Origin of the sequence: Exiguobacterium sp. Leaf187, from assembly GCF_001423925.1 — a bacterium.
Classification (GTDB): domain Bacteria; phylum Bacillota; class Bacilli; order Exiguobacteriales; family Exiguobacteriaceae; genus Exiguobacterium_A; species Exiguobacterium_A indicum.
Genome location: NZ_LMPR01000009.1, coordinates 1,809,303 through 1,830,330, shown reverse-complemented (window position 1 = coordinate 1,830,330; position 21,028 = coordinate 1,809,303). Strand labels below are relative to the sequence as shown.

The 21,028-nt window shown below is 49.7% G+C and carries 20 protein-coding genes; 11 read left to right on the top strand and 9 right to left on the bottom strand.

Annotated features, from left to right (window positions below; all coding sequences use genetic code 11):
- The first annotated feature begins 53 nt into the window (after positions 1-53).
- Entirely contained in the window at positions 54-875 is an 822-nt protein-coding gene (locus ASF99_RS13495) for a DUF6612 family protein (protein ID WP_035395824.1), read from the top strand.
- Positions 876-924: 49 nt separating this feature from the next.
- Here the strand turns inward: ASF99_RS13495 and ASF99_RS13490 are convergent, their stop codons facing one another.
- Positions 925-2,628 (bottom strand): methyl-accepting chemotaxis protein, encoded by a 1,704-nt coding sequence (locus ASF99_RS13490; protein ID WP_035395827.1) that lies wholly within the window; start codon positions 2,626-2,628, stop codon positions 925-927.
- A gap of 189 nt (positions 2,629-2,817) precedes the next feature.
- Here ASF99_RS13490 and ASF99_RS13485 point away from each other — a divergent pair, with 189 nt between their 5' ends.
- Positions 2,818-4,176, top strand: coding sequence for an alanine/glycine:cation symporter family protein (locus ASF99_RS13485; protein ID WP_055969320.1), 1,359 nt, complete (start codon positions 2,818-2,820; stop codon positions 4,174-4,176).
- Positions 4,177-4,476: 300 nt separating this feature from the next.
- On the opposite strand, the gene treC is transcribed toward ASF99_RS13485, so the two are convergent.
- The 8 genes from treC to ASF99_RS13445 form a co-directional block, all read right to left on the bottom strand.
- Positions 4,477-6,117: an alpha,alpha-phosphotrehalase gene (treC, locus tag ASF99_RS13480; protein WP_055969318.1), complete on the bottom strand. Its 1,641-nt coding sequence runs from the start codon at positions 6,115-6,117 to the stop codon at positions 4,477-4,479.
- 21 nt (positions 6,118-6,138) lie between these two features.
- Positions 6,139-7,578, bottom strand: a complete 1,440-nt coding sequence (treP, locus tag ASF99_RS13475; RefSeq protein ID WP_055969315.1) for a PTS system trehalose-specific EIIBC component — start codon at positions 7,576-7,578, stop codon at positions 6,139-6,141.
- A 182-nt stretch (positions 7,579-7,760) separates the two neighbouring features.
- Positions 7,761-8,468: a trehalose operon repressor gene (gene treR, locus ASF99_RS13470; RefSeq protein WP_055969313.1), complete on the bottom strand. Its 708-nt coding sequence runs from the start codon at positions 8,466-8,468 to the stop codon at positions 7,761-7,763.
- A gap of 128 nt (positions 8,469-8,596) precedes the next feature.
- Positions 8,597-9,244: a DUF4352 domain-containing protein gene (locus tag ASF99_RS13465; RefSeq protein WP_055969310.1), complete on the bottom strand. Its 648-nt coding sequence runs from the start codon at positions 9,242-9,244 to the stop codon at positions 8,597-8,599.
- Positions 9,245-9,255: 11 nt separating this feature from the next.
- Complete coding sequence (locus ASF99_RS13460) at positions 9,256-10,614, bottom strand: alkaline phosphatase (protein ID WP_035395839.1); 1,359 nt, start codon at positions 10,612-10,614, stop codon at positions 9,256-9,258.
- A gap of 170 nt (positions 10,615-10,784) precedes the next feature.
- Complete coding sequence (locus ASF99_RS13455; RefSeq protein ID WP_055969307.1) at positions 10,785-11,759, bottom strand: hypothetical protein; 975 nt, start codon at positions 11,757-11,759, stop codon at positions 10,785-10,787.
- The gene (locus ASF99_RS13450; protein WP_023469525.1) at positions 11,752-12,618 is read right to left on the bottom strand and encodes an ATP-binding cassette domain-containing protein; all 867 of its coding nucleotides are present in this window, start codon (positions 12,616-12,618) and stop codon (positions 11,752-11,754) included. The genes ASF99_RS13455 and ASF99_RS13450 overlap by 8 nt, the downstream gene beginning before the upstream one ends.
- The gene (locus ASF99_RS13445; protein ID WP_023469524.1) at positions 12,612-12,980 is read right to left on the bottom strand and encodes a GntR family transcriptional regulator; all 369 of its coding nucleotides are present in this window, start codon (positions 12,978-12,980) and stop codon (positions 12,612-12,614) included. Before ASF99_RS13445 ends, ASF99_RS13450 begins: the two co-directional genes overlap by 7 nt.
- A 156-nt stretch (positions 12,981-13,136) precedes the next feature.
- Here ASF99_RS13445 and prfA point away from each other — a divergent pair, with 156 nt between their 5' ends.
- The 9 genes from prfA to ASF99_RS13400 all read left to right on the top strand — a co-directional run bounded on the left by prfA (position 13,137) and on the right by ASF99_RS13400 (position 21,022).
- Positions 13,137-14,195 carry a peptide chain release factor 1 gene (gene prfA / locus ASF99_RS13440; RefSeq protein WP_023469516.1) on the top strand — a complete coding sequence of 353 codons (1,059 nt, stop codon included), beginning with the start codon at positions 13,137-13,139 and terminating at the stop codon, positions 14,193-14,195.
- Positions 14,195-15,043 (top strand): peptide chain release factor N(5)-glutamine methyltransferase, encoded by an 849-nt coding sequence (gene prmC, locus ASF99_RS13435; protein WP_023469515.1) that lies wholly within the window; start codon positions 14,195-14,197, stop codon positions 15,041-15,043. The genes prfA and prmC overlap by 1 nt, the downstream gene beginning before the upstream one ends.
- A complete protein-coding gene (locus ASF99_RS13430) occupies positions 15,040-16,038 on the top strand; it encodes an L-threonylcarbamoyladenylate synthase (RefSeq protein ID WP_023469514.1) in 999 nt (332 codons plus the stop codon). The genes prmC and ASF99_RS13430 overlap by 4 nt, the downstream gene beginning before the upstream one ends.
- Before the next feature lie 17 nt (positions 16,039-16,055).
- The gene (locus ASF99_RS13425) at positions 16,056-16,571 is read left to right on the top strand and encodes a low molecular weight protein arginine phosphatase (protein WP_023469513.1); all 516 of its coding nucleotides are present in this window, start codon (positions 16,056-16,058) and stop codon (positions 16,569-16,571) included.
- 5 nt (positions 16,572-16,576) lie between these two features.
- Entirely contained in the window at positions 16,577-17,017 is a 441-nt protein-coding gene (gene rpiB / locus ASF99_RS13420; protein WP_029342752.1) for a ribose 5-phosphate isomerase B, read from the top strand.
- Complete coding sequence (locus tag ASF99_RS13415; protein ID WP_023469511.1) at positions 17,017-17,556, top strand: TIGR01440 family protein; 540 nt, start codon at positions 17,017-17,019, stop codon at positions 17,554-17,556. Before rpiB ends, ASF99_RS13415 begins: the two co-directional genes overlap by 1 nt.
- A gap of 111 nt (positions 17,557-17,667) precedes the next feature.
- A complete protein-coding gene (glyA, locus tag ASF99_RS13410; RefSeq protein ID WP_023469510.1) occupies positions 17,668-18,927 on the top strand; it encodes a serine hydroxymethyltransferase in 1,260 nt (419 codons plus the stop codon).
- A gap of 74 nt (positions 18,928-19,001) precedes the next feature.
- A complete protein-coding gene (locus ASF99_RS13405; RefSeq protein ID WP_055969305.1) occupies positions 19,002-19,670 on the top strand; it encodes a response regulator transcription factor in 669 nt (222 codons plus the stop codon).
- Positions 19,667-21,022 (top strand): HAMP domain-containing sensor histidine kinase, encoded by a 1,356-nt coding sequence (locus ASF99_RS13400; RefSeq protein WP_055969302.1) that lies wholly within the window; start codon positions 19,667-19,669, stop codon positions 21,020-21,022. The genes ASF99_RS13405 and ASF99_RS13400 overlap by 4 nt, the downstream gene beginning before the upstream one ends.
- Positions 21,023-21,028 lie beyond the last annotated feature (6 nt).

The window sequence follows — 21,028 nt, the reverse complement described above, 5'->3', positions numbered from 1 at the left end:
TTTTCCAATGTTTTTCGTAAATCAGGGTAACGCGTATAAAGGAGGAAATGAATATGAAGAAAGCTAGGTGGGTAGCAGCCGGGATCGTTGCAGCATCGATTGGGCTTGCTGGATGTCAAGATGGACAAACAGATACAGGGAGTGGCAGTGGGTCTGGTTCGACGAAGTCGGGGGAACTCTCGAATACGGAATTACTGAATAAAGCGACAGCCGCTCAAAAAGATATTAAATCGTTCCATATGGAAGGGACAGTCAACTCAAAAGCAGGTGAGATGACAGTGGATCAAAAGGTATCCGCCGATATCATCCAGAAGCCGCTTACGATGCACCAGACGATGACGATGAAAAATCCACAGGACGGTAAAGACATGTCGATTGAGAGCTATATCGTCGACGATAAGATGTATATCTCGCAAAACGGGCAATGGCTCGTTCAAGATGTCTCGGAACTAGGCGATATGGTTGAAGCAATGGAGTCATCGGCATCGACGGATCAAAATCTCAAGCTGTTGAAAAAGTATAAAGACAACTGGACAGCAAAAAAAGAGGGTGACGTCTATCAAATCGACGTCAAACTAAAGGGTGACGACCTCAAAGCTTTCATGAAGGATTCGCTCGAACAAACAGGACAGATGGCGCAGATGAAAGATGCGATGGATAGCATCGACTATAAGAAGATGAACTACAAGATGACGTATGACGCAAAAACGTTCTATCCGAAGTCTCTCGACATGGACATGGTATTTGCGATTGAAAAAGATACCGAGTTCAATATGAAAAACGCGTCGACGTTCTCGAAATTCAATGAGATTGACGAAATCAAATTACCAGCGGAAGCAAAAGATGCCCAACCGCTCACAGGTGCGACACAATAACGAACAACAAGCCCTTCACATCCAATCGGAAGTGAGGGGCTTGTCTCATTTAGACTTGAAATTGACGTAATACCTCTTTTAATGCTTCCGCCTGCTGTTGACTGACGGAAGTCTGTTCATGCACATCTCGGAACGCTTGAACGGAATGATTGATTTGCTCCGACATCGATTGAGTGCCTTGCGCCCCATCATTGACGGTGACCGCAACGTCATGGATGACACCGAGCATATTTGCTGTCAGTTCCTGAAGTTGACCAGCTTGAGCGGCAAAATGTTCTGCTGCATCACCAAATAATTGCGCATCATCACGGTATTGAATCGAGGCATCTTCGAATAAATCATAGTCTTTGACGACCTTTGTATCGATGAAAGAGAGCATCTCACCGGACGCGGCATTCAAGTGTTCGACGGAATCGATGACGGAGAGTGAGACGTCTTGAATTTGTTCAACGGTATCTCGACTGCTCTCGGCGAGTTTTCGAATCTCATCGGCGACGACGGCGAAGCCTCGACCGACTTCTCCGGCACGTGCTGCTTCAATCGAAGCGTTAAGGGATAATAAATTCGTTTGCGCCGCAATTGAAAGGATCGCGTCAGACAAAACGGAAATTTCCTTAACGGCTTTCGCCCGTGCCATCGCATCTTCCAGTTTATTTTTTGTTTCGAAGAGAATTTGAGTGGCGGTCTGTTTCGCTTCTGTGGCGACAACTTGAAGCGATTCAGCACGACCGCCGACTTCTTGAGCGCGTTTTCCGTTCGCTTCTGCGCCGGAGACGATGTCATGAATCGTCGCTTCCATATCGACGGCAGACGAGTTCATCTCTTCAGCTGAAGCGGCTGTCTCTTGCATACCCGCCGATAAGTTTTCAATCGTATGCGAAGTCGACGCCATATCTTGATCGAGTTCGCTGATTCGACCAGAGACATGACGAGAGGTCGACACGACGTGTGTTGCCGTATCATCGACTTGGACAATAATTGTTCGTAAGTGAGCGATGAATTGATTCATCGACTTGGCGATTTGTCCAATTTCGTCCTCTCGTACGACGTCGAGTTGCGCCGTCAAGTCACCACCTTGTGTTGCGAGTTCATGCGTTTTCGCCTGCAGTTGACGGAGTGGACCGAAGATTGAGCGTAAAATCAAGACGGTGAAGATGACACCGAGCAATCCGACGACACCGATGATCGTGAACAGCATAAGGTGCGCCGTATTAGCGGCGCTAGTGATAGCGTCACCATTTTTACCAGCTTGTTGATTATTGTATTTCACGATTTTCGTCAATTGATCCGAAACAGCGAAGTATGAATCACGACTCTCACCTTCATAATAGGTGACCGCTTCTTTTTGAGTTTCTGGTGTACTGAGGGCGAGAAGACGATCAGTCGTCTCATTGAAAGTTTGCCATTTTTTTGTGAGATCATTGTACAGTGCGCGATCGCTTTCTAAATAAATCGTTTTTTCGTATTTCGCGAGATTCGCATCAACGGTCGCTAAACCGTCTTTGACACGCTTATCATAACCGGCTTTGATTTCTGGATCATTTTCTTGAATGTGTAGTAATTCGACACGTCGTAAATCAGATAGAGCAGTATTCGTTTCATGAGATAAGTTCAGACCGGGAATCCAGGACGAGGTGATCGTTTGACTCTCTTGGTCAACACGATTGAGAGAAGATGCGCCGTATAACCCGACACCGATCAAGCTAAGCAAAAGGATGGAGGACAATAAGATAAGCTTCGTTTTAATCTTCATATGATTCGCTCCTTTTTTTGCAAGATGAACTATTCATTTTCTTGATTATACCGTCACAAGTAAAAAATTTACTTATTATAGAAAAAATTAAAATGTAGAATAGTTTTATGAAAAAATAGTTTGACAATTATCAGTAAATTCTGAAAAAATGGTAAGGAACTATAGATTACATAGGGGGAGGTAAAACGAATGGGAAATTCATTTAGTGACTGGATTGGTAAGGTGTCCAATTTTGTTTGGGGACCACCGTTACTCATTCTGTTGGTCGGTACGGGGATTTACTTGACGATTCGCTTAGGATTCATTCAAATTACCAAACTGCCGTATGCGCTGAAGCTTGCGTTTTCAAAGCATCAGGACGATAAGTCAGAAGGTGACATCAGTCACTTTCAAGCGTTGATGACGGCACTGGCTGCGACCGTCGGTACGGGGAATATCGTCGGTGTCGCAACCGCTGTCGTTCTCGGGGGACCAGGTGCGATCGTCTGGATGTGGTTGTCCGGTCTGTTCGGGATGGCAACGAAGTACGCGGAAGCGATTCTTGCCGTCAAATATCGCGTCGTCGATGAAAAAGGACAGATGGCAGGAGGACCGATGTATTACCTTGAGCGTGGACTGAAGCAGAAATGGCTCGGTGTCTTGTTTGCTGCATTCGCTTCAATCGCGGCGTTCGGAATCGGGAACGGGGTCCAGACGAACTCGGTCGCCCTCGCGATGAAATCGACGTTCGATGTGCCACTTTACGTGACGGGGATCGCGTTGATGGTATTGACGGGTGTCGTCATTCTTGGTGGGGTCAAATCGATTGGAAAGGTCGTCAGTCTATTCGTTCCGTTCATGATTTTGTTCTATGTCGGAAGTGGCTTGCTGATTCTCGTCATGAACTATGACTTGATTCCAGGTGCGATCTCGACGATCTTCAGCAGTACGTTCTCAAACGAAGCCATCACGGGTGGGGCAATCGGGGCAGCGATTCGTTATGGTGTTGCGCGTGGTGTCTTCTCGAACGAAGCAGGACTCGGTTCAGCACCGATCGCAGCCGCTGCTGCGAAGACGGACTTCCCGGGGCGTCAAGCGCTCGTCTCGATGACGCAAGTCTTCCTCGATACATTGGTCGTCTGTTCGATCACGGGTCTGACGCTCGTCATGGGGGGACAGTTGGACACGAAATTAGAAGGCGTCGAGTTGACGACAGCAAGCTTCGAGGTCTTCCTCGGTCCTGCCGGGAAATACATCGTTACGATTGGTCTCGTCATGTTCGCTTACTCGACGGTCCTCGGTTGGTCGTATTACGGTGAAAAGTCGATCTATTATCTGTTTGGTCAAAAATCAATCCTACCGTACCGCATCCTGTTCGTTTTAGTCGCCGGAGCGGGTGCGATGACGACGAACTTGAACATGGTCTGGGCGATTTCCGATGTCTTTAACGGATTGATGGCGATTCCGAACTTAATCGGTTTGATTGGATTGTCTGGCGTCGTCATTGCCGAGACACGACTGTTCCGCGAACAGTTGAGACGAGAAGAAGCGAATCGGAAGGTTTCGTAGGATACATGCTCTAATAACGAGTTCGTGTATGATGAAGTATGAGAAAAGGAGATCACGTTCCGAGTCATGGACTCGGATGGTGATCTCCCTTTTTTATTTGATCGAAAGAAATACGAATGTGCATCATACTCGACTCCTACAGGAAGAGAAAGCACAGACAGTGCTTTCGAAAGGGATAGGTAAGACCCGGCAGACCGCAATGAATGCGGGTGGCCGCGGCTTACCTCCCGCCTGTGGAAAGCGAGGATGATAAAACATTCGTTGTTAGAGATGGTGATCAAGAGAACAATGAGAGATGCATCACTTTTTACGATAAAGCATCAGGGATTCATAAGGACGTAACGTCAAAGTGTGTCCCTCTGTCTGCATCTCCTGATAGTTGTGAAGCAGCACCGTATAATCCGATTCGTCACGAGGTAACGTGAACGTCGTCTCTGTTCCGTAGAAGTTAGAAACGACAAGTAACTCTTCCTCGCTTGTTACGCGTTCGTACGCCCAGAGTGACGGATCGTCTGGTGTCAACAGACGATATGAACCGTCCGTGAGCACGTCATACTGTTTACGGAGCTGTATCAACTGTTTGTAATGATGATAGACCGATTCCGGATCTGCGACAGCCGTCTCGACATTGATCTGATCATACGTTGGCGAGACCGGTATCCATGGTTCACTCGTACTGAAGCCACCGTTGACAGCATCCGACCACGGCATCGGCGTCCGCGCATTATCACGCGATTTTTGACGAATCGCAGCAAGAATTTCTTCTTCCGCTACACCGTTGTCCCGCGCTTCCTGATACGCATTCAATGTTTCGACATCGCGGTAGTCGGACAGATCCGTGAAGTCCGGATTCGGCATCCCGATCTCTTCTCCTTGATAGATGTACGGTGTCCCTTGTAAGCCGTGAAGCGTCGTCGCGAGCATCTTCGCACTTTCGACGCGATACGTGGCGTCGTCACCAAACCGGCTGACGACGCGTGGCTGGTCATGGTTGCACCAAAAGATCGCGTTCCAGGCTTGTCCGTTCATACCGGATTGCCAGTCGGAGAAAATCTGTTTCAGTTGCGTGAAGTCAAACGGTGCTGCCGTCCATTTTTCACCGTTCGGATAATCGACCTTCAAATGATGAAAGTTGAACGTCATCTTCAGTTCTTGTTCATCAAGCGAAGAATAACGAAGGCAGTGTTCAAGTGACGTCGACGACATCTCACCAACCGTCATGAGATCGTGTCCGGCAAAGACTTCTGCGTTCATCTCTTGCAGGTAGTCATGGACGTTCGGTCCGTCCGTATAATACGCACGTCCGTCTCCTGCTGGATCGTTCGGAAGACCTGGCGTCTTTGAAATCAAATTGATGACATCAAGTCGGAAGCCGCTGACTCCTTTATCCCGCCAAAAGCGCATCATGTTGTAAACCTCTTCCCGTAAGCGCGGATTTTCCCAATTTAGATCGGCTTGCGTCTTGTCGAACAGGTGCAAGTAATACTTGCCAGCCACCTCATCGAACGACCAAGCAGGACCGCCAAACTTGGATACCCAGTCGTTCGGTGTCTCGCGCCAAATGAAGTAGTCGTGATAGGGACTATCCGGATGACGTCCTTCTTCAAACCAGACATGCGACGTGGAACAGTGATTAACGACGATATCCATCATGACAGACAAACCGCGTTGTTTCGCTTCTGCAAGTAACGTCTCGAAATCGTCCATCGTTCCGTACGATGGATCAATCGCGTAATAATCACTGACATCATAACCATTGTCGTTTTGCGGTGAAGCATAGACCGGCGTCAACCAAAGATAATCGACACCCAGATCCGCCAGATAATCGAGTTTGGCCGTCACGCCACGTAACGTACCGGTCGCTTTGCCCTCCGGACTATAAAAACTCTTCGGATAGATTTGATAAACGGCGGATTTGCGCCAATCGGTTGTCGTGATCATGAGATACACACCTTTCTAGAATTACGCTGCTTTATTGAGGGCAGCTTTTTTTGCGCGTTTCGTTGAGACATAGTGGAACAGGAACGTACAGGCGACAGGGACGATGATCGCAATCACCATGCCGACGATGAACGACAGAATCGAACCTGGTACGATCGAAATGAAAGCAGGTAATCCGCCAACACCGATCGCAGGAGCAAGAACGCCACTGACAGCGATGAAAGCTGACGCAATCGCTGAACCGACGAGTGCCGCGTAAAACGGATACTTGAACCGGAGATTGACCCCGAACATGGCCGGTTCCGTGATTCCGAAGTAGGCGGATAAAGCGGACGTTGATGCCATGTTTTTATCGTTAACGTTTTTCGCGAGGAAAAGCATCGCGAGTGTTGCTGAACCTTGAGCGATGTTCGAAATCGCGATCATCGGCCAAATGAACGTCGTCCCACTTTGTCCGATCAACTGTAGATCAACAGCGATGAACATGTGGTGCATGCCAGTGATGACGAGCGGCGCATAGAGTGCACCAAAGAGTAGGGCACCGAGTAATGGAACAGCTTCGAATGTATTGACGACACCGATCGTAATCCAGTCACCGACTTGACGCGTGACTGGTCCGATGATGGCAAGGGCGAGGAATCCCGTCAATGTGATCGTCGTAATCGGTACGACGAGTAATTGAATCGCATTCGGTACCCGTTTTTTGAGCCAACGTTCAATCGTACTGAGAACATAAGCAGCGGCGAGTACAGGGAGGATTTGTCCCTGATAACCGACTTTTTCAATTTCAAAGAGACCGAGAATGTTGAACGTCGGGATTTCACCTTTTAGAGCACTTTGTCCGTAGTTCCAAGCGTTTAAGAGATCTGGATGAACAAGCATCAGACCCATGACGATCCCGAGAATCTCACTTCCACCGAAGCGTTTCGTCGCTGACCAACCGACGAGTGCCGGGAGGAAGACGAAGGCCGTGTTTGCCATCATATTGATGAGGTCCCATAACCCTTGCAGATTCGGGTAACGGTCAATCATCGTCTTGCCACCGAACTCGATACCGAATAGATTATTGATTCCCATTAAGAGACCAGCAACGATGATCGCCGGGATGATAGGCATGAAGACATCAGAAAAGACTTTGATCAACTTTTGGAACGGATTCATCTTGGCAGCGCCAGACGATTTGACATCTGCGATCGTCGTTGCCTGTAAACCGGTTAATTGAATGAATTCTGCATAGACCCGGTCGACGTCTCCGGCACCAATGACGATTTGATAGACACCCGCGTTCAAGAACGCGCCTTTGACGAGCGGAACTTCAAGTAAGGCTTCTTGATCGACAAGCTCTTGATTCTTAAGCGTTAAACGAAGACGGGTGACACAGTGAGCTGCCTGCTCAACGTTCTCCTTACCTCCGATGTTCTCAATGATTTGCTCTGCAATCTGACGATAGTTTGGTTTCATCTCGATGCTCCTTTTTGGAAGTGACATACTCGACCACTTTTGAAATGAAAACGTTTTCTTATCTGCGCACACTTATCTTAACTTATCTATATAAGTTGGTCAAGAACTTATATAGATAAGTTGGGAAGAATAAAAAAGAGAGAATCCGTCATCTACGGATTCCCTCATCTTGCAGCCTATATTCAACGACGGGCAATATCAGTGAACTGAAACTTATCGAGCCGGTGACGCGATTCCGTCCGTTCGAAATGTTGTCCTTCATAGAAATACGTATCGTTCGTGACAACGATGACATGCGTCATATCGTGAAGGTCGAGTCGTTCTTGGTCTTCCATTGTCGCAGGGCGAGCTTCGATTTTTCGTTTTGCGTAGCTGATCTGCCGACCAAGTGTCTCTTCGATGTACTGATAGATCGAACCTTGAGCGATGTCAGTAGTGAGTCCGGGTACGAGTGCTGTCACGAAATGATTGATGTCACGGATGACACGTTCACCATCGATTTGGCGAATGCGCTCGATGCGCGTCACGTCCGTTCCTTGTGCCACATGTAATAACGAAGCGAGTTCAGCAGAAGCGGAAAGGACTTCGCAGGATAAGACATCCGTCTCGACGGTATGACGCCCCATCCGGCGATGTGCTTCCGAGAAGCTGACGATGCCGTTGAATTGGAACTCGATCGCTTCTTGCGACAGGACGAAGACACCTTTCCCCTGGTGTTTACGGACGAAGCCTTTTTCTTGCAGGGCATCAATCGCTTTTCGAACCGTTCCGCGGCTCGCCTCGAATTCATGCATCAATTCCGTTTCAGAAGGTAATTTCGTTTCGGCCGGAAGCGTTCCTTCCTGAATCCGCTGTGCGAGCTCGTGATAGATGTTTACATACTTCGGCATATGATCCGTCCTTTACACTCAAATAATGCCTTTAGTGTAGCACGGAACGATTACAGGCATCAAAATAGCTCCACCTATGATCCGGACATGACCGGAAAATAGATAGAGCGTAGAAGTGTGAATGTCAGTCAACGAAGAGACGTCGAAAACGTCGTTCCTTTTTTGAGGACATCTTGTTTTTCATCGAGAACATCACTCGTCAAGAGTTCAATCGAGTCAACCGGATGTTCCAAGATGAAGCCGAAGTTACCACTCCGTGACTCGGACGGGGCGTAAGTCTTCGCAAGCGACTCCAAATAGACGTCGTCCTCGAGCGTCTTTTCTGTCGCAGCATCGAGTTTGAAGTGGGCGACAGGATTGAACGTGACCGGTTCATTACTTGTGTTCTTGATCGTGACCCGTGTCTTGATCAAATCAAAGGATTCATCGTGCGTAAAGCCATGGAAGAAATCAATCATGCCATAGCTTGGACGAGCATGGAATACTTTGATCTCTTCGATCGTCATCTCGATCGGACCAATCTTCCGTGTTTCGTTCACTCGTTTGAATTGTTTAAGCGTCAGGTCGCCCTTATCATCCGTGACGGTCTGATCGATTTTTGTCAAATCGCGATCGTCTGGAATTTGTGGGTTTGGAACGTAGGCGCTTGTTTTTTCAAGCGATACCGGCTGCTCCTGTTTCGCAGACGCTGGTTCTTTTGGTGTGTCTTGTGATGCTGAAGTGCCACAACCAGCGAGCACCGTCCCGAGCATCAAAGTAGCAAGTATCTGTCTCATGAACATTCTCCTTATTTCTTCGATTTCAAGAGATCGAAGATGATTTTCGCGTGATCCGTGTTGTCGACTTGTCCCGCGAAACGTTCTTTAGCAGGACCGAACGCATAGACCGGTACGTCTTCACCTGTATGTCCACCTGTAGTCCAGCCTGTATGCGAGCGTTCGTTAAAGATTTCTTCAATCGCATTATCGATCTCGAGTAATTTCTTCGATTCAGCAGCGCGGGAGACGCTATCGATTTCTTTGTCCGTCAAGGCGAGTTTGTCCTGATCGATATACGTCGTCAACGTCTTGCGGACGTCCGCACCATCGACGATTTTTTGCGCCATGAAGTCAGGTGTTTTCTTTGCCGCTTTGATCGGTTCAGCGAACCAGTTATAGATGCCATCTGCACCGATTGAATATCCACCCGTTGAGTGGTCAGCTGTCGCGACGACGAGTGTATGTTTATCCTTCTTTGCAAATGCGATCGCGGCTTTGAATGCCCGCTCGAAGTCTTCCATCTCACTCATGGCACCGACGATATCATTGTCATGACCGGCCCAGTCGACTTGGCTACCTTCGACCATCAGGAAGAATCCTTTTTTATTCGAGTCGAGTCGCTTAATGGCAGAGTTCGTCATTTGTTCAAGCGATGGGACCGAGTTTTCGCGGTCAATCCGTTTTGGTAATCCACCATCTGCGAACAGACCGAGGACTTGTTTGTTTTTATCACCTTGCAATTGATCCAGATCCGTGACGTAACTGTAACCGTCTTTTTTGAATGCTTTCGTCAAATCAACATCCGGACGGACGAAGTTCGACTTACCGCCACCGAGCATGACGTCAATTTTATGCTTCCCATTGACGCGTTCCTTGAAGTAATCGTCTGCGATCGCGTTCATGTTCTTTCGGCTCTCATCATGAGCACCGAACGAAGCAGGTGTCGCATGCGTGATTTCCGATGTTGCAACGAGTCCTGTTGACTTACCACGTTCTTTCGCTGCTTCAAGGACGGTCTTGACTTCCGATTTATCGTTATCAACGGCAATTGCTGCATTATACGTCTTGACGCCGGATGACATCGCTGTTGCTGCGGAAGCGGAATCGGTGACGTTTTCCTTCGGATCTTCCGGATAAGTCATCTGTTGACCAACGAGGTATTGGTCAAACGCTGTTTTTTCAGCAACCGGTGTCGATGGATCGTTCTTTAAGTAACGATGAGCAGATGTATACGAGACCCCCATTCCGTCGCCGATCAAGAAGATGACGTTCCGGATTTCCGGTGATTTAACAGGTTTTGTCTTTGCTTCTGCTTCAGGCATCGAGAACATCGTACTGAGGGAAAGGGTTGATAAGGCAAAAATCGGAATGATACGTTTTAATTTCATACAGGTTCCTCCTCGAAAGGTGATGGGGTTTGATAATCGATACGAACTACAAACTCCACCTTACGGGTGAAATATGAAAACCATGTGTATAGTGTGTAAAGCTTTGTGAAGAATCGATGACAAAAAAATGGACCTTCTGAAAAGTCATTTCAGAAGGTCCATTCGTTGCATTAGCGACTCCACCCAATCATCCGACGATACGAACTAAACGTCGGCCAGGCGAGAATCGCGATCGCGAGCCAGTACAGGAACTGGTTCTCAGACGAAATCAGACCGATGATGCCAGCGAGCAGAATCGTCGTATAGATCGAGAAGGTGATGATGAGTGCTGGATGTAATTTCGGGAAGATCGTGAAACGTCCAAGACGTTCGTTCGCACCTTTGACATAGAGGCGGCTACCGAAAATCAGTAGGACGATCGTCAAGGCTAAGCTGAACAACACGGCATACGTGATGTTAATTTCAGTATTGTACTCAACGAAGAGCGCAAACGGTGTCGTGATCGTCATCAGGAAGCTTATTGGTTTGTCTAACTCTTCGTAACCCATACCGAAGCCCAGCTGACCGATGGCATAGATGCTGAAGTACGTGAAGTAGTTCAAGAATAAGAAGAACGTCCCGAGCAATAGCTGACCGATGATATCACCAGCAATCGTTCCGGCAAATAAGAAGATCGTCAAAATCGTCACATCAAATAGAAGGAAAAGACCAAAATCTTGAAGGAGTGAAGACCACGTGACGTAATCGAACGGATCGATTCCGAATGCTTGAAGTAATAACCAACTAGCAAAAAAGCCGATGATCGGGAAGACGATCAATGTCACGACACCGATGATCCATTTGATCCAGAACAACCAGACCTTCGGGAATGGGAGTGCATGCAAGATCAAACTACGACCACTTCCACGCTCAGAGCCGAGCATCAGGATTGCAAAGACGGCAATCAGAATTGCTGCGAACCCAGCGAAGAACGGACTGACGAGTACAGTGTTGAGTAGATCGGGTTGCTGAGACACATCGTATTTTTCGAATTCATTGATGACGGTATAACTGCCGAACCCATAACTGAAGATTGCGAGCAGAATGAAACAAGCGAGAGGCCAAATACCTTGCTTGATATGATAGCGGATCAATTGCTTAACCATGTCGTTTCCCTCCAAACGTCCCTAAGAAGTAATCTTCCATCTGCACTGGCAAAGCATCCTTTAAGAGAGGACTTGTCGTTTCAAGATAACGTGCGCCTTCATCCGATAAGACGAGTAACGTCACGACCCGACCCGTTTGGGATAAGACGTGGAGATCGGCATGACTGAGCTCTGGAACATCTTCATAGACGACTTGCCATTTCTGCATGCTAGCTTTGGCATCATCGAGTGCCTTTGGTTCGCGGACGAGGTGTTTTTCGATCGTCATGACACGGTCGGCAAGGGAATCAAGTTCTTCGAGTTGGTGCGAAGCAATCAGAACGGCTGTCTGGCGCTCCGCGAGTAATGAGACGAGTTGTTTCAGATAATCACGTTTGTTGATCCGGTCAAGTCCATCAGTTGGTTCGTCAAGCAAGAGGACCGGGGCATTGGTTGCAAACGCGAGTTGGAGAAGGAACAACTGGGCTTGTCCCTTTGATAAAGATGTCACGCGACGACCACGATCGAGATTCGACGAGCGACAATAATTTTCGATATACGTCTTTTCGAAATTCGGATAGAACGCATTGTAGAAGTTGATCAGTTCGCCAAGTGTCATTTGACGATAGACGGAGACGGAGTCCGGAACGAGAAAGAGGTGCTCCCGCGTCTGCGGGACATGGTGAATGGATTCGTTGTTCCATTCGACCTTTCCGCGTGTCGGCTCGAGGGCTCCGACGAGTGTTTTCAGTAACGTCGTTTTTCCGGCACCATTACGACCGATCAACGCGGTGATCGTTCCTGCTGGCAGGGTGAAGGATGCATTTTCATAAATCATGGTACGGTCAATTTGTTTCGTTAGATGAGAAACGGTCAACATGAGGAATCCTCCCTTATGTGTAAGATGAGTTGATAGAGTTCTTCGTTTGAGATCGAGAGTTCGTCGGCGACGGAACAAAGACGGATGAGTGGATCTTGAATAGCGGCTTGTTTGACTTCACTGAGGGGAATATCTGAGATGAAGGAGCCTTTGCCGCGCATCGTGACGATGAAGTTGCGGCTCTCGAGTTCCTGATAGGCACGGGAGACCGTGTTCGGATTGACAAGGAGTGTACCGGCAAGTTCACGAACGGATGGCATCTGTTCGCCGGAGCGGAGTAGACCACGAGCAATCGAGCGGATGATTTGCGTGACTAACTGTTCATAAATCGGCAAGGGACTTTTCGGATCGACGGTGAACATTTCTTCACCTCCTTAAGTGTACTAATTCAATTAATACACCAATTATAGGAATTTCGAATCGGTCTGTCAATGTTTCTTTTCGAGAAGACGGTTACGCCAACGATCGCAATATTTGCTATACTGACGACAGAAGAACCGCCAGGAAGGATGACCGAGATGTTGGATCGATTGAGTGCCTTAGAGGACCGTTATGAAAAACTGAATGATATGTTGGCTGATCCAGCCATCATCAATGATACGAATCAATTACGCGAGGTCTCAAAGGAGCAGTCGCAGCTTGCCCCAACCGTTGAGACATATCGCGTCTATCGCGAGAAGATGGAAGCCTATCAAGAGGCACGTCAGATGTTGACAGATCCGGAGATGCGCGACCTTGCGAAGGAAGAAGTCGCGATGCTTGAGCCGGAGATCAAAGAGCTCGAAGCGAAGCTGAAAGCTTTACTCTTACCGAAGGATCCGAATGACGATAAGAACGTCATCGTCGAGATTCGTGGTGCGGCAGGGGGAGATGAGGCAGCCTTATTTGCGGGTGACCTGTTTAAGATGTACTCGAAGTTTGCTGAGAAACAGAACTGGAAGATTGAGATCATCGACGCGAGCTATACGGAGCTCGGTGGTTATAAAGAAATCATCTTTATCGTCAAAGGAACAGGCGCCTACTCGAAGCTGAAGTATGAGAACGGGGCACACCGCGTCCAACGCGTTCCATCAACGGAATCGGGTGGACGGATTCATACATCGACCGCAACGGTTGCCGTGTTACCGGAAGCAGAAGACGTCGAGGTCGAAATCCATGATAAGGATGTCCGGGTCGATACGTTCACGTCGAGTGGACCGGGTGGACAGTCCGTCAATACGACGCAGTCCGCCGTCCGTGTTACACACGTGCCGACGGGGATCGTCGCGAGCTGTCAGGATGAGAAATCGCAAATCAAGAACAAGGAAAAAGCGATGAAAGTTTTACGGGCGCGTGTCTACGATAAAATTCAACGCGAACAGCAAGCGGAGTATGATGAAAAACGAAAGTCGGCTGTTGGTACGGGTGACCGTTCAGAGCGGATTCGGACGTATAATTTCGCCCAAAACCGGGTGACGGACCATCGCATCGGATTGACGATTCAGAAGCTTGATCGAATCTTGCAAGGCGAGATGGATGAAGTCATCGATACGCTCGTCATGGAACATCAGGCGCGAGCATCGGAGGCGGCAAACTGATGCGGATCGCAAAACGTCTAAATGAGGCAAAAACGATGATGGAACAAGCAGGACGCGAGGGTTCAAGTGCCGAATGGTTACTCATGCACGTCTTAGAAGTCGACCGGACCGGACTCCTTGTCCGCTTGTCCGATGAATTGACACCGGAGCAGGATTTACGATTCAGTGAATACTTGCTTGCTCATGTTCACGGTGTGCCCGTTCAGCATTTAATCGGCTATCAGCCGTTTTACGGACGGGACTTTCGTGTCACACCGGATGTCTTGATTCCACGACCGGAAACGGAAGAGTTGATCGTCTTCGTGACGGAGCGTCTCAAACGCGAGACGTTCACCGCGGGACAGATCGTCGACATCGGTACCGGTAGCGGGGCGATTGGAATCACGCTCGCCCTCGAACTCGAGCAACCGGTCACGACCGTCGATATTTCACCAGCTGCAATCGCGGTCGCGAAGCAAAATCAAGCGGCGCTTGGTGGAGACGTGACGTTCCTTGAAGGAGATTTACTCGCACCGCTCGCAGATGATTCCGTCCGGGTGCTCGTTTCGAACCCTCCTTATATCGAGGAAGAAGAATTACTCAGTGAAGTCGTGTTCGATCATGAACCGCATCTCGCCCTGTTTGGCGGAAAAGACGGTCTTGTCTTTTACCGACGTCTCGTCGAGGAGAGTGGACGGGTCCTACGCGACGATTTCCGACTGATTGCGTTTGAAATTGGACACAATCAAGGACCAGAAGTGCAAATGATGTTAAAAGAACGTTATCCAAATGCGGAAACGGGTATTTTAAAAGATATAAACGGTAAAGACCGTATCGTGTATGCGGAACGAAAGGATTGTACAGCGTGAAGACGGAAATGATTGACTTACAGACGATGGATGAAGCAGTTCGGTTATTGCAGGAAGGAGAGGTCGTGGCGATGCCGACCGAGACCGTTTATGGTCTCGCAGGAGACGCAACGAACGAAGCGGCTGTTCGGCGAATCTTCGCCGCGAAGGGTCGACCTTCCGACAATCCACTGATTGTCCATGTCGCATCCGTAGAACAGGCACATCAGTTCGTCACGCACATTCCAGATGTCGCGGCACGTTTGATGGAGGCGTTCTGGCCAGGAGCCTTGACGATCATCCTCGAATCGAACGGCACCGCATCCACACTCGTCACAGCAGGACTAGATACGATCGGATTACGGATGCCAGACCATCCGCTCGCGCTTCAATTAATTGAAGCGACAGGGCTGGGCCTCGCAGCACCGAGTGCCAACCGTTCCGGAAAACCTTCACCGACGTCATCTGCGCACGTCGCATATGACCTCTCGGGACGCATCGCTGCGATCGTCGATGGAGGGGAAACGGGCATCGGGGTCGAATCGACTGTCATCGATTGTACGATGACGCCACCGGCGATTTTACGACCGGGTGGCGTGACACGCGAACAAATCGAGTCGGTCATCGGTCCTGTCACACTCGATCCTGCCTTATCGATGAAAGATGTTACACCGAAGGCACCCGGGATGAAATATACCCACTATGCGCCGGAAGCAACACTGTCCGTCGTCGAAGGGGATCTTTCATTCTTACAGCAACTCATCGATGATGCGCGACAAACCGGACACAAGACGGGCGTTCTCCTGTTTGACGGGGAGGATGTCGACGCAGATGTTCGCTGCTCCCTTGGTAATTCGATGGAGACGGCGGCACAACGTCTTTACGATTGTTTACGGCGATTTGATCAGACGACGGTGGATCAGATTTTTGTACGAGACCTATCAGAAGAAGGGGTGGGGCTTGCGGTCCGCAACCGCCTCCATAAAGCAGCAGGTGGTCGGGTCATTCGCCCTTGAAGAAGGAGGATACGGAGATGAGCACACGTCGCGTTTTATTCATCTGTACAGGAAATACATGCCGTAGCCCGATGGCGATGGCATTACTACGCTCGAAAGTCGCTGATCAGGAATTCGACGTCCGTTCAGCAGGACTACGTTCGATGCAAGGATTTGATGCGTCCGAGAACGCCTTACAAGTGTTGCGTGAGCGCGGGATCGAACTCGAGCACTATACGCAAGTCTTTGATGATGTACTCGGACGTTGGTCCGACATCATCTTGACGATGACGCGTCAGCACAAGCAGGAAGTCGGTGAACGTTATCCGGAACTGAAAGAACGGACGTTCACCTTATATGAATATGTGACAGGGCTTGAACGGGATATCAACGATCCGTACGGCGGATCAATGAACGTCTACCGGCAAGTACGCAATGAACTCGAACCCCTCGTCAACCGTCTTGTGTTAAAATTGACGCAGAACGGAAACGGAAGAAAAGCTCCGGATACACGGAAACTTCCGAAAAAACAACCTAAACAAACGGGGGAATAGTAAAGATGAAAGTAGCAATCGGCGCGGATCATGGCGGTTTTAAGTTAAAGGCAGAAATCAACGATCTCTTACAAGAGCTCGGCATCGACTATACGGACTTCGGTACGCATTCAGCCGACTCGATCGATTATCCGGATGTCGCGATTCCAGTCGCTGAGGCAGTCGCGAATGGAGAGTTTGATCGTGGTATCTTGATTTGTGGAACAGGGATCGGGATCGGCATCGCAGCGAACAAGGTCAAGGGCATCCGAGCAGCACTCGTCCATGATACGTTCAGCGCGAAAGCGACGCGTCAGCACAACGATTCGAACATCTTAACGATGGGCGAACGCGTCATCGGTCCAGGACTGGCTCGTGAGATCGCACAGCTTTGGCTTGAAACGGAATTTGAAGGCGGACGTCATGAGAACCGCGTTTGCAAAATCTCAGATTATGAGGTGAAGTAATGGACTTGACACGCATCCAGCACGATTTAGAAGAAGCACTGAACGCTCTGGATGAACGATTTTCCTTAAAAGGAAAATTGCTCGTGATCGGCTGTTCGACGAGCGAAGTCATCGGTAAACAAATCGGCAAGGCCGGTTCGCCAGAAGTCGCGGACGCGTTGTTCGACGTATTCGATGCCTTTCGGCGGTCGCACCAAGTCGATCTTGCCTTCCAAGGCTGTGAGCATATCAACCGAGCGCTGACGCTCGAGCGGCAAACAGCAGAACGACTCGGACTGGATCCAGTGACGGTCGTTCCCGTTCCGGAAGCCGGTGGATCGATGGCAAGTGCTGCCTATCAGCGCTTCTCGGCACCGGTCGTCGTCGAAGCGATTCAGGCAGACGCCGGGATTGATATCGGGGACACGTTCATCGGGATGCACTTGAAAGCTGTTGCGATTCCCGTGCGCTTGCCGCACAAGGAAATCGGTGAGGCACACGTGACGGCAGCCGTGACACGACCGAAATTAATCGGTGGAGCACGTGCTAAATACGAATGATTGATGCAAGGGGTTGCGCACCCCTTGCTTTTTTGATGTTGTTTTTAGGGATGCCGGGAACGAAACATTCGTGTTAAGATAGGTCTATCGAAATGAAATGGGGGAATTCAGATGGAACAAACACCGCTTACGTATCTGAAACAACAAGATGAGGCACTCTTTTCGGCAATGCGCCAGGAACTAGGTCGTCAACGGGATAACATCGAATTGATCGCATCCGAGAACTTCGTCTCGCAAGCTGTCATGGAAGCACAAGGCAGCGTCTTGACGAACAAGTACGCAGAAGGTTACCCAGGCCGTCGTTATTATGGTGGCTGTGAGTATGTCGATCTCGCTGAGAATTTAGCACGCGACCGCGCGAAGGAAATCTTTGGGGCGGAGCACGCGAATGTGCAACCACACTCGGGCGCACAAGCGAACATGGCGGTCTACTTCACGATTCTCGAGCAAGGCGATACGGTCCTCGGGATGAACCTCTCGCACGGTGGCCATCTGACGCACGGTAGCCCCGTCAATTTCTCCGGTGTCCAGTACAACTTCGTGGAATACGGTGTCGATCAAGAGACAGAGATGATTGATTACGACGTCGTCGCACAATTAGCAGAAGAGCACAAACCAAAATTAATCGTCGCGGGCGCATCGGCGTATCCGCGCGTCATCGACTTCAAACGTTTCCGTGAAATCGCAGACAGCGTCGGCGCTTACTTGATGGTCGACATGGCACACATCGCTGGACTCGTCGCAGCAGGTCAGCATCCGAACCCGGTCGAGCATGCACACTTCGTCACGACGACGACGCATAAGACGTTGCGTGGTCCACGTGGTGGGATGATCCTCTGTAAAGAAGAACATGCGAAAGCGATCGATAAAGCGATCTTCCCAGGGATTCAAGGTGGTCCACTCATGCACGTCATCGCTGCGAAAGCTGTCGCATTCGGTGAAGCATTGGCACCTGAGTTCAAGGACTATATCGGTCAAGTCGTCACGAACGCGAAAGTCCTCGGTGAGGAATTGACGAATCGTGGACTCCGGATCGTCTCAGGCGGAACGGATAATCACTTGCTCCTCGTCGACTTGCAACCGCTCGGGATCACGGGGAAACTCGCTGAGCATGCACTTGACGAAGCCGGCATCACGGTCAACAAGAACACGATTCCGTTCGACCCAGCGAGCCCGTTCGTCACGAGTGGTATTCGGATTGGAACGGCAGCGATGACATCACGTGGCTTCAAGGAAGCGGAGATGAAAGAAATCGCTGAGTTGATCGAACTCGTCTTGAACCACCCAGAAGAAGCAGACGTTCTCGCACAAGCACGTGAGCGTGTCGTTGCTTTGACAGGTCGTTTCCCACTCTACCCAGAGCGCGGATGACCGTCATCCCCTTCGTCCTTTTCGTTATGAGAAGGGGAAGGGGATTTTTGTTTGTCTAACAAAGGAGGCGTACGATGTATATTCTAGTCGTTGAAGATGATCCACATATCCAAGCACTTGTCGTATCGACGTTACAAGCCGACGGACATTCCGTTCGAGCGACAGCAAACGGAAATGAAGCGCTCGCTTGGATTGACACGATGACGTTCGAAGCAGCGGTGCTCGATGTCTTGCTTCCCGGGCAGACCGGTCTCGTCCTGTGTGAGCGATTATGGCAAAACGGGGACATCCCGATCTTGATGCTGACAGCACTCGGTGAGCTGACGGATAAGCGGGACGGCTTTGCAGCCGGTGCCGATGATTACATCACGAAACCGTTTGATCCGGAAGAATTAGTGTTTCGGCTTCACGCCGTGGCGCGGCGCTATCAAAAAGCGGCGCAACCCGTTCTGCATCTCGGAGATGTCACGATCGATAAACGCAGTCAGCTCGTGACGATCCAGTCGACCGAGTGGACACTTCCGCGGCGCGAATTCGAATTATTACATCAGCTGGCGAGTTTTCCGGGACGGGTCTTCAGTCGCGAGGAATTGATTGAACACGTCTGGGGACTTGATTTCATGGGAGATGACCGGACGATTGACGTCCACATCAAACGACTCCGTGGACGCTTAAAGGAGACGAATCAGGTGAAGATTGAGACGGTTCGTGGACTCGGGTACCGGTTGGAGGTCGAATCATGAGATCCCTCTATACGAAAATCGTCGGACTCGTCTGTGTCGTCCTACTCGTGTCCGCACTACTCGCGCTTTTAATCAGTAACATCGCCTACTATTCGTTTTGGCAGGACAGCTATAGCCAAAAAGTTGAGGAAGCGGTCGAGACAGCGATTGATTATTACGAGACGCACGGTGACGGAAAGACAGAATCGTTTTACCGGATGTTACAAGCGACTGGCTTTCAACTATATGTGCAGACCGAAGACGGAACGGAGCGTTACGGAAATCCATTTCGTGATGAAACGCTCTCAAGTCAAATCGTCGAGCAAGTGAAAAATGGTCAACCGTACTACGGGATGCGTGAGTATCCGTTCCACCTCTTCTTGCTCGGTCTATTCGACAATGAAGTCATCAATACGTACGGGACGTCAGTCAAGACGGCGCAAGGAACGGATGCAATCTTCGTCCGTCCGGACTTGAGTCGGCAAATCCGTGAGTTGCACCTGTTCGTCGGTCTGTTTCTCGGATTGCTTGTCGTGATCAGCTTCCTCTTGCTTGTCTTCTCCATCCGGTATCTCGTGCGTCCGATCCGGCGCCTGACAAAAGCGACGGAACAGATGGCGTACGGTGACTACGGAATCCGCGTCGGAACGAAGGCACGCGATGAGATTGGTGAGCTGTCCCGACGCTTTGACGAGATGGCAACGGCAGTCGAAGCGTCTGATACAGAACGACGCCGGTTCGTCGCAAACGTTTCGCATGAATTTCAGTCACCGCTGACGACAATCTCGGGGTACGCGGGACAACTCGACGTGACGGGAGAAGACGTCAGGAGACGGGCAATCATTCAACAAGAGGCAGCGCGAATGTCGGAGCTGACGCGTCAATTATTGATCTTAGCGAAGCTCGATGAAGGACGGCGCTTCAAGCGGCAAGCACTCGATCTACGCGCGAGTCTAGAGACGACACTCGCAACACTTGCCTTTCAGCTCGATGAGCAAGGCATCGCCGTCGCACTCGATGTATCGCCAGCGCTACAGATTCAAGCAGATGCTAGTGCGCTCGAACATGTTTTCCAAAACGTCATTCGAAACGCTGTTTCGGTCTCAGCCGAAGGAGCGACGATTCACATTCAAGCGGAAGAACAAGTGAATCAGGTCATCGTCCGAATCAAGGACGAAGGACCAGGCATGACCGAACAACAGATGGAACATGCCTTTGAACGCTTTTATCAAGGTGATGTATCCCGCACGTCGCGCGGGACGGGTCTTGGGCTTGCGATCGTCAAAGAGACGATGCGCCAACTTGGTGGGGATGCGAGCTTGTCGTCCGATTCATCCGGTCTGACTGTGACATTGATTTTTTTACGTACTTGACGCGTG